The 7,870-nt window shown below is 67.4% G+C and carries 10 protein-coding genes; 8 read left to right on the top strand and 2 right to left on the bottom strand.

What is annotated here, in order from left to right; all coding sequences use genetic code 11:
- The 3 genes from ACFDS3_RS17755 to ACFDS3_RS17745 form a co-directional block, all read left to right on the top strand.
- The coding region (locus tag ACFDS3_RS17755) for a hypothetical protein (protein ID WP_375263689.1) at positions 1-1,118 on the top strand (1,118 nt) is incomplete at its 5' end.
- Positions 1,119-1,137: 19 nt separating this feature from the next.
- The gene (locus ACFDS3_RS17750; protein ID WP_375263688.1) at positions 1,138-1,740 is read left to right on the top strand and encodes a hypothetical protein; all 603 of its coding nucleotides are present in this window, start codon (positions 1,138-1,140) and stop codon (positions 1,738-1,740) included.
- Between the two features lies 1 nt (position 1,741).
- The gene (locus ACFDS3_RS17745; protein ID WP_375263687.1) at positions 1,742-2,290 is read left to right on the top strand and encodes a GNAT family N-acetyltransferase; all 549 of its coding nucleotides are present in this window, start codon (positions 1,742-1,744) and stop codon (positions 2,288-2,290) included.
- 231 nt (positions 2,291-2,521) lie between these two features.
- Here the strand turns inward: ACFDS3_RS17745 and ACFDS3_RS17740 are convergent, their stop codons facing one another.
- Entirely contained in the window at positions 2,522-3,808 is a 1,287-nt protein-coding gene (locus tag ACFDS3_RS17740; RefSeq protein WP_375263686.1) for a hypothetical protein, read from the bottom strand.
- Between the two features lie 4 nt (positions 3,809-3,812).
- Complete coding sequence (locus ACFDS3_RS17735; RefSeq protein WP_375263685.1) at positions 3,813-4,268, bottom strand: helix-turn-helix domain-containing protein; 456 nt, start codon at positions 4,266-4,268, stop codon at positions 3,813-3,815.
- 102 nt (positions 4,269-4,370) lie between these two features.
- Between ACFDS3_RS17735 and ACFDS3_RS17730 the strand changes: the two genes are divergently transcribed.
- The 5 genes from ACFDS3_RS17730 (at position 4,371) to ACFDS3_RS17710 (ending at position 7,792) form a co-directional block, all read left to right on the top strand.
- On the top strand, positions 4,371-4,571 hold the full coding sequence (locus ACFDS3_RS17730; protein ID WP_375263684.1) for a hypothetical protein: 201 nt from the start codon (positions 4,371-4,373) through the stop codon (positions 4,569-4,571).
- On the top strand, positions 4,558-5,049 hold the full coding sequence (locus ACFDS3_RS17725) for a hypothetical protein (protein WP_375263683.1): 492 nt from the start codon (positions 4,558-4,560) through the stop codon (positions 5,047-5,049). Before ACFDS3_RS17730 ends, ACFDS3_RS17725 begins: the two co-directional genes overlap by 14 nt.
- 37 nt (positions 5,050-5,086) lie before the next feature.
- Positions 5,087-6,004 carry an FAD-dependent thymidylate synthase gene (gene thyX, locus ACFDS3_RS17720; protein WP_375263682.1) on the top strand — a complete coding sequence of 306 codons (918 nt, stop codon included), beginning with the start codon at positions 5,087-5,089 and terminating at the stop codon, positions 6,002-6,004.
- A gap of 118 nt (positions 6,005-6,122) precedes the next feature.
- A complete protein-coding gene (locus ACFDS3_RS17715; protein WP_375263681.1) occupies positions 6,123-7,307 on the top strand; it encodes an ATP-grasp domain-containing protein in 1,185 nt (394 codons plus the stop codon).
- Positions 7,308-7,546: 239 nt separating this feature from the next.
- Entirely contained in the window at positions 7,547-7,792 is a 246-nt protein-coding gene (locus tag ACFDS3_RS17710; RefSeq protein ID WP_375263680.1) for a hypothetical protein, read from the top strand.
- The last annotated feature ends 78 nt before the right edge of the window (positions 7,793-7,870 follow it).

Here is a 7,870-nt window from a genome sequence, read left to right as displayed (position 1 = left end):
CCGATAATCTCCTCCAGACGACAGATTGGCAGGAGCTGGCAATGAGCAACATGATCCGGAACGTGATCGACCGCATGATGGAGAACCCGTCCTCCGCGGCGCATGCTGCGTTCCTGGCCGGGGGCGCGGCTGCCTCCCTGTCGCTCGGCAGCACGCTGCCGGAGGCCCTGCCATATCTCAGCGACGGGCTCTACTGCCTGTTCACCTGGATGCCGGAGACCTCGTCCTTCAACACCGTGGACTGGTTCCTGACCGGCGCCGGGGACTATACCGCGACCGTCGGCGTCGGCCTCGAGGCCGAGGCGAAGCTCCATGGCGTGGAGCTCGCACACCAGTCGCGCGAGATGCTCACCGAGATGCGCAGCTGGCTGGGCGATCGGGTGGACGAAGCGCAGGACGTCTTCAAGTCGAGCATCGAGAAGTCGAAGGCCTTCGCCTCCTATGCCATCAGCACCGGCCGGAACTTCTTCGACAGCGCCGCGGGCAAGGTCGTCAGCGGCATCGGCAGCGCCCTCATCGGCCTCAGCGGGGCGTGGGAGTCGTTCAAGCTGCTGCGAACGATGTATCGCAAGACCTTCAAGAAGGCGGGCATCGAAGCCGACCCGAGCGACACGACCGGCGAGCCGAAGAAGGACCAGCCCGTCAACGTGACCAACATCCAGATCAATCTCTCGCTGAGCGGGGACCAGGCCGAGCGCATGCTCGAAGGCAAGGTCGATCCACGCCTGATCGAGGGGATCCAGCAGGCCGTCAGCCAAGCGACGACCCCGGCGCGCGATCACATCGACCAGCTCGGCTTCGATCGGCAGAAGATCGACACCTCGCGCTTCTTCGTGCCCCGGTCGGCCGAGGGCCTCGGCCCGATCGCCGCCGCGTCCCAGGCGTTCAGCGACCAGCTTCGCAGCTATGCCGTCGAGGAATTCGAGGCGCGCAAGCTCGACCCGAACCTCGTCATCAAGAGCGGCATGTTCCCCCCGGCGCCGCCGAACATCGACGACATCATCATGCGTCAGGCCGATGAGAACGACATGCGAAAGATCATGTTCAAGCATCGTCCCTATGCCCCCATCGCGCCGCGGCGCGAGGCGGATGACGACACCCCTGGCCTCAACGCCTGACACAGAGCGAGCAAACAACATGACCACTCCCATCATCATCGGGCTCACGGGCTTCCGTCAGGTCGGCAAATCGAGCGTTGCCGACCACCTTGTCCAGAACCACGGCTTCCAGCGGATGCACCCGTTCGAGGGCGGCAAGGTGGCCTGCCGGGCCTACTTCACCCATATCGGCGCGACCGAGGACGAGGCGCGCCGGATGACGGATGGCGACCTGAAGGACAAGCCCAGCCCGTATCTGCCGGACGAGCAGACGCCGCGCTACTACATGGAGCGGTTCGGCTACTTCATGGGCGTCGATCTCGGCCCGGACTGGACGTTGGGTCGTGAGCTCGAGCGGGTGAAGAATTCGGGCGAGGGCGGCCGCTATGTCGTCGAGTCCATCGTCTACGAGGTCGACGCGCTGCGAAAGGCGGGCGGTGCGGTCGTGCGCATCAACCGCGAGGGCGTCGAGATCTCCGGGCTGAAGACCGACGCCGCGGTGCGTGAGATCGTGCCGGACGCCGATTTCGACAATTCGGGCTCCTGCAAGGCGGACATGGCCGAGCGCTTCGACGAGATGCTGCGCTCGATCGGGATCGACCTTCGCGCCGAAGAGCCGGACTACGACATGGCGATCGGCTGAGATGACCGGCCTGGCGGCGCGGCTCGCGCCGTTTGCCGATCTGGTCGCGAGCCTCGATGAGACGACGATCCTCGTCGGGCCCGAGGGGGATCCGCACCGGCTGGCGATCGACGATGTCTTCGGCAAGCCCACCAACATCATCCTCAAGGAGTTCTACGTCGACGAGGCACTGTCTCGCGACGAGCTTCTGCCGCGGCGCGCCGAGCTCAAGCGCATCTTCAACAGCCACCATGACCGGCAGGGCGTCATCTACCTGCCCCTCACCGGCGGCGAGGAGGGCGGCAGCTGCGGGGTGCTGGCCTTCGACTGCACGGCACGGCTGATCGCCGGGGCCTATATCGGCCACGACCTGGGCGTCAGCGAGCGATACCGGGGGCAGGGCATCGGCCGGCAGCTGGTGATCGAGCGGCTGATCCTCGACGGGTCGCTGCCCGAGTGGGAGAGCGACAAGCCGGGCTACAGCCGGGCAGGCGTGGGAGCACACCGTGCCGCGCTGCGGGAGATGCAGGCTGCGCTGCGGCCCGAGCCGCCCCAAGCACCGGAGATCTGAACCCGCGAGCACGAAAAAGCCCGCCACCGGGCGACCGGGGCGGGCTTCATGGTCTCGGTTCCTCGTGACGCATTGCCGAGCATGCGGGCTGTCTTTCTTTTGCGTGGCTCCAGCTCTGACAGCCCCGAAGGGCCCCACGTCCGGGCCTGACCCGCGCCGGGCTTCATTTGCCAGCGCACCGGGTTCAGGCGGGTCGGAAAGATGCGGCGCCCCGTGGGGGCGCCGCCTGCCTCAGTTCGCTTCGGTCAGGGCGGCGTCGAAGTCGCCCTTCTTCGGAACGCCCGACACGAATTGTGGGCCGCTCTCGGTCGCGAAGGCGAAGAACGGGACGCCCGGAACGCGGTTCTTGAGCACGGTCTCGTAGTTCTTGCGGATGCCGCTCGACACCTGCGCGGGCAGCTCCTCGAACGTGCGCGGCTTGATCGGCGAGGTGGTGTGCTTGCGCACCGAGGTCTCGTGCTCGAGGAACCCCTCCACGGGATCGTCATGCAGCAGGATGCCGGCGATCACCTCCGGCGCGCGCGCCGAAACGAGCGGCGCCAGGATCACCCGCAGCTGCAGCTCGCCGTTCTCGACCTGGGCCCGCATTCCGTCGATCGCGCGCGCGCAGAACGGGCAGGTGGGGTCGATATAGGCGTAGACGACCGGCGCGTCCGCATCGCCCACGGCGAACCATGTCGTGTCCTCGCGGGTCTCGCGGAAGAACTCCTCCGCATCGGCGGTGTCGGATTCGGCGGAGGCGGGGACGACCTGCGCATCCTCGGTAGCGGACGGCGCGGCTTCCGCGGCATCCTCCTCGATCGTCGCGGGCTCGGCCGGGGTCTCGGCTTCGGCTTCCGGCGCTGCCTGTTCATCGGTCGCCGCGGCGTCATCGGCGGCCGAGGCGGGGCTCATGCCCTCGATGGTGGCGTAGACATCCGCCTGCCAGGCCTGCAGCGCCTCGACGAACTCCTCTTCGGTTTCGACCGGACGCAGGGCGGTCACGAGCGCCATCAGCAATTCAGCACGCTCGGCTTCCGGCAGATCCGTGAGCATCTCCTGGGCCACGTCGAAGGCCTCGGAGGGCAGGATGATCTCCGTCTCGCCCTTCTCGTTGGTCCGAATGGCGGCGGGCGCCTCCTTCGCGACCTCGTCGGACGTTTCCGCCTCGGCCTCCTTCGGCACCTCGATGCCGATGTCCTCGGGCTTCACGGCGAGGGTGGCGGAAACGCCCGCCGCAGCCTCTTCGGGGCTGACTGCGCCGGTCATGACGGCGAACTCCGTCGGCTGGACGCCGGCCGCCTCGGCGCCGATGTCGGTGCCGGAGCGATCGAAGACGAACCCGGCGATCAGCTCGCCATCCGGGCCTTCCAGCCAGAGATACTGGGTGTTCTCGGCGCTCCAGGCCTGCAGGCCGGCAAGCTCGCCGATCGATGTGACGCCTGGAAGATCCGCGATGGCATCAGGGACGGTCTGCGCCAAGGCGCTTCCGGCCATGCCGAGTGCGCCGAGGGCCGCGAGGATGGCTGTGCTCTTCATCGGGTTACTTGTCCTTTTTCGCATTGCGCTTCATTTCGGCGATCATGGCCTCGATCTCGTCTTCCTCCGGCATGAAGCCGGGCTGGCCCACGATCGCCAGATACATGTCCGGATCGGAGTGGCGCAGCACGGTGGTGGCCATGTCGTAGCTCGTGCAGCCATAGGTCGAGGCGAGACGGATCTGCGCTTCGCCGGGCGGATAGCAGGAGCCTTCGTATTGCGACAGCTTGCGCGGGCTCGACAGGCGCGCGATCTCCGCCGCCTCGGCGACGTTCAGGCCGGCAGCCTCCCGCATCTCGCGCATCACGCGCCCGAACGCCTTGAGGCGCAGCGTGCGGATGGCGGCCTCGCGCGGCGACCGGGCCGGGCGGCCGCGAGTGCCTACCTCGTAGCGTTGGATGCCCGCACGACCATAGCGCATGGTGGTGCTTTCGGGGCTATGGTCAGTCTCGTCCGTCATCTTGCATTCCGTGTGCAGAAACTTTTTCCCACATTACACCCCCGTCGCCCGACGCGATAGCACTTGCCTGATTTTTTTTCGCAAACTATTGTGGAACCTGGAATGATCGAGGCGAGGGAACAGATGGGCGTTCTGAAGAAGGCGCACAAGGCAGCAGCGCGCCGCGCCGGGGCCCAGGTCGCTCATGCCCGCAAGCGGGCTCTCCTGCTCATCGGGATGTTCCTGGCCGCCGTGGCGGCTGCGTGGGTGTTGCAGCTGCTCGAGATCGGGGTGCCCGGAATGGCCTGGTATGTCTATTCCTGACCGGGGCGGCAGCCCCGAAGCGCAGGGGATAGCGAACACCGACCTCGTGACGGTCTTCGACCTCATGCGCGGCAACGTCCTCGATCTCGTCAAGGACGAGCTAACCCGCCTGGACATCGACGGCATCGGCCCGGCGCAGGCGGTGCTGCTCTACCGCATCGGGGATCGGGAGGTCACCTCGTCGCAGGCGCGGCGCGACAAGATCTGGATCGGCTCCGACGCGGCCTACAATCTCACCCGTCTCGCGGAGAGCGGCTTTCTCGTGAGCCGTCGGACCGGCGAGCGCGGCTCGGCCCGAAGCTTCCGCCTCACCCCTGCCGGCCATGAGATCCGCGACATGATCTGCGGCCTGCGCGACCGCATCGGGCAAGAGGTCTGCAAGGACCTCGGCCTCGCGCCCGAGGATTACCTGGCCGTCCTGAAGCTCGTCCGGCAGATGGACGACGCCATTGCGGCCCGCATCCGCCACATCTACTGACGGCGCGCGCTTCGCGCCCCTTTCCCTGGAGACCTCGATGAACGACCACCTGACCGCTGCCCAACGCGCGGAGATCGACGACCTGCGCGCCAGCCCGAGCCAGACGCTGCGGGCCACCGCGCCCGGCGCCGAGAAGCATCTCTACGTCCCACACCCGGTGCTCGACCACGGCCTGGTCCGCATGGTCGACTACATGGGCGACGATGCCGCGATCTGCCAGGCGGCGCGGGTCAGCTACGGGCGCGGCACCAAGTCGGTGCAGAACGACGAAGGGCTGGTCCGCTACCTGATGCGGCACTGGCATTCGACGCCGTTCGAGATGTGCGAGCTGAAGCTGCATGTGAAGCTGCCCGTCTTCGTGGCGCGGCAGTGGATCCGCCACCGCACCGCAAACGTCAACGAATACTCGGCGCGCTACTCGATCCTGAACCGCGAGTTCTACATCCCGCGGCCCGAGGACCTGGCAGCCCAGTCGACCACGAACAATCAGGGCCGGGCCGAGGCCCTGTCGGGAGATGAGGCGCAGCGCGTCCTCGACTGGCTGCGCGAGGATTCCATGCGCGCCTACGACCACTACGAGGCGATGATCTCGGATGATGGCCAGCAGGGCCTCGCCCGCGAGCTCGCGCGCATGAACCTGCCCGTGAACATCTACACCGAGTGGTATTGGAAGGTCGATCTCCATAACCTGTTTCATTTCCTGCGGTTACGGGCCGATGCTCATGCACAGCATGAGATCCGCGTCTATGCCGATGCGATCTGCAGGATGGTGCAGGACTGGGTGCCTGCCGCCTACCGCGCCTTCGAGGACTATCGGCTCAATGCCGTCAGCTTCTCGGGCCCGGCGATGGCCTGCCTCCAGAGGATCCTCGCCGGGGAGGCCGTCGATCAGGAAAGCTCGGGCATGGGCGCGCGGGAATGGCGCGAGTTCCAGGCCGCGCTCGGCCGGGCCTGAGCCGGTTCGAACATGGGTCGCGGCGTGCGCGCCGCGGCCAGCCACCGGGATCGGTTTTTCGCACACCGCTGGCAGATTGACCTCACGCGGCGCCGCCGCAGCCAGAATGGAGATCTCGATGGCCGTCCTTTTCCGCCCTTGCGGCGACCTCTACGCGGCGCCCGCACCGCGCTGCCGGCGCGATGAGGCGCTGCATGCCTACCTGTCCGAACGCCTCGGCCGCGAGGTCGCCCATCGCCCCGAGATGGGGGTCGATTACGAGGACTGGACCGAGGCGGCCGTCATGCTCGAGGCCGCGCTGCGGGCGGGGCTCGAGGTGAAGCTCCTGCCACGGCAGAGCTTGTCCAAGGCGGTGAACGCGCCGGAGCTGGTCATCGAGGGGCGGCCTTGCCGCGACATGCTGATCGGCCGCACGTTGCAGAGCGATCCGCGCAACGCCGACTGGCTCAACCTCGGCTGGCCCTCCGCCTGCAACGACCTCGCCAACCACTATGCCGAGACGGAGACCTTCCATGCCTTCGCCGGTCGCCAGGCGGTGCTCGCCGACGTGCCGGGCGAAAGCGCGCGGCTCAGGGAGGCGAACACGCTTGCCCGCACCGGATCGGGTGGCGACGTGGCCGAGGCGATCCGCGGCTTCGCCGGGGGCCGCTGTTTCGTGAAGGTGGTCTGGCCCGCCAAGAGCGAGGCGCCGTTCCGGCTGGACGTGCCTGCCGGCTGCACGCCGGAGCAGGCGAAATCCCTCTTCATTGCCGAGACGGGCTACCTTTCGGCGGCGCGCGAGGGCGACCGGGACGCGATCCTCGTGCAGGAGCACGTCGAGATGCGCCACGAGACACGGTTCTTCGTCATCAACGCGCAGATCGTGACCGGGTCGGGGTGCATCGAGAGCGACACGCCGATCCAGAACGGGGAGGGGCTGCGCTTCCCCGCCCGCTCGGAGCCGCATCGCAACCATGGCCGCATCGGTGTCCACCCGAGCGAGGCGTCGGCCCTGCGCCAGCACGCCGAACGCTTCGTCGCGGCGCTCGCGGAGGAGGCGCCGGAGATGGCGCATTACGTCGTCGACTGCGCGCTGAAGCCGGACGGGACGCCGGTGGTCATCGAGCTCAACCCGATCGCCGAGTCCGGCCTCTACGCGGCGAGCCATCGCGACCTCTTCGCCGCGATCGCCGCGGCCGCCGAGTTGGAGCCGGAGCGGCATGCCGACTACGCGGTCAGCGAGCATGTGGCGAAGCTCCATGCGCTCTTCGAGGATGGGGAGGATGACGTCGAGCTGGATCAGGAGGCCTGCGCCTTCGACTGACCACCGGTCGACACCCAACCCCTGGCACGACGCCAATCTTGCAGTGGTCGGGTATCGCCGGTTCACCCCGTCTCATAGCCAGGCGCAGTACATAGATCCTGCGCCTGGCGACCACTCTAACGGCTGAGCCCGCCTATCACAATCTATTTTCGCAAAATTCAGGGCGAAGGTGCGTCCGGTCCGGGTTGCGCGCGGGAGAGCATAAGGCCACGAATGGCCGGGGCGTAGAGGAGGGGCGCATGCTGGAATTGCTGGCCATAGGGGTGCTGGTCACGGTCGGCCAGGGGGCATTGGCGTTCGAGGCGCCGGCGATCTCCGCCCATGGCTGCGGCGCGCCGCGCCATCCTGAGATGTCAGCGGGATGGCTACAGTCTCCCGATCGGCAAATACGAGCAGTGGCGCAAGATGAAGATGACGTTCGAGTCGAGCGGCCTGCGGCTGCACTGAGCACGATGCAGAAGGGGCGGCCCGAAGGCCGCCCCTGAGCCATTCGCTGTCGCGCGCCTTATTCCGGCGGCAGCGTGGTGGCGAAGCCGCCGTTCACGGTGAACCCCTGGCCGTTG

It is taken from the genome of Palleronia sp., assembly GCF_042089775.1.
Lineage (GTDB): Bacteria > Pseudomonadota > Alphaproteobacteria > Rhodobacterales > Rhodobacteraceae > Palleronia.
Note: the sequence above shows the minus strand (reverse complement) of the source record. Positions and strands in the feature narration are given on the sequence as shown.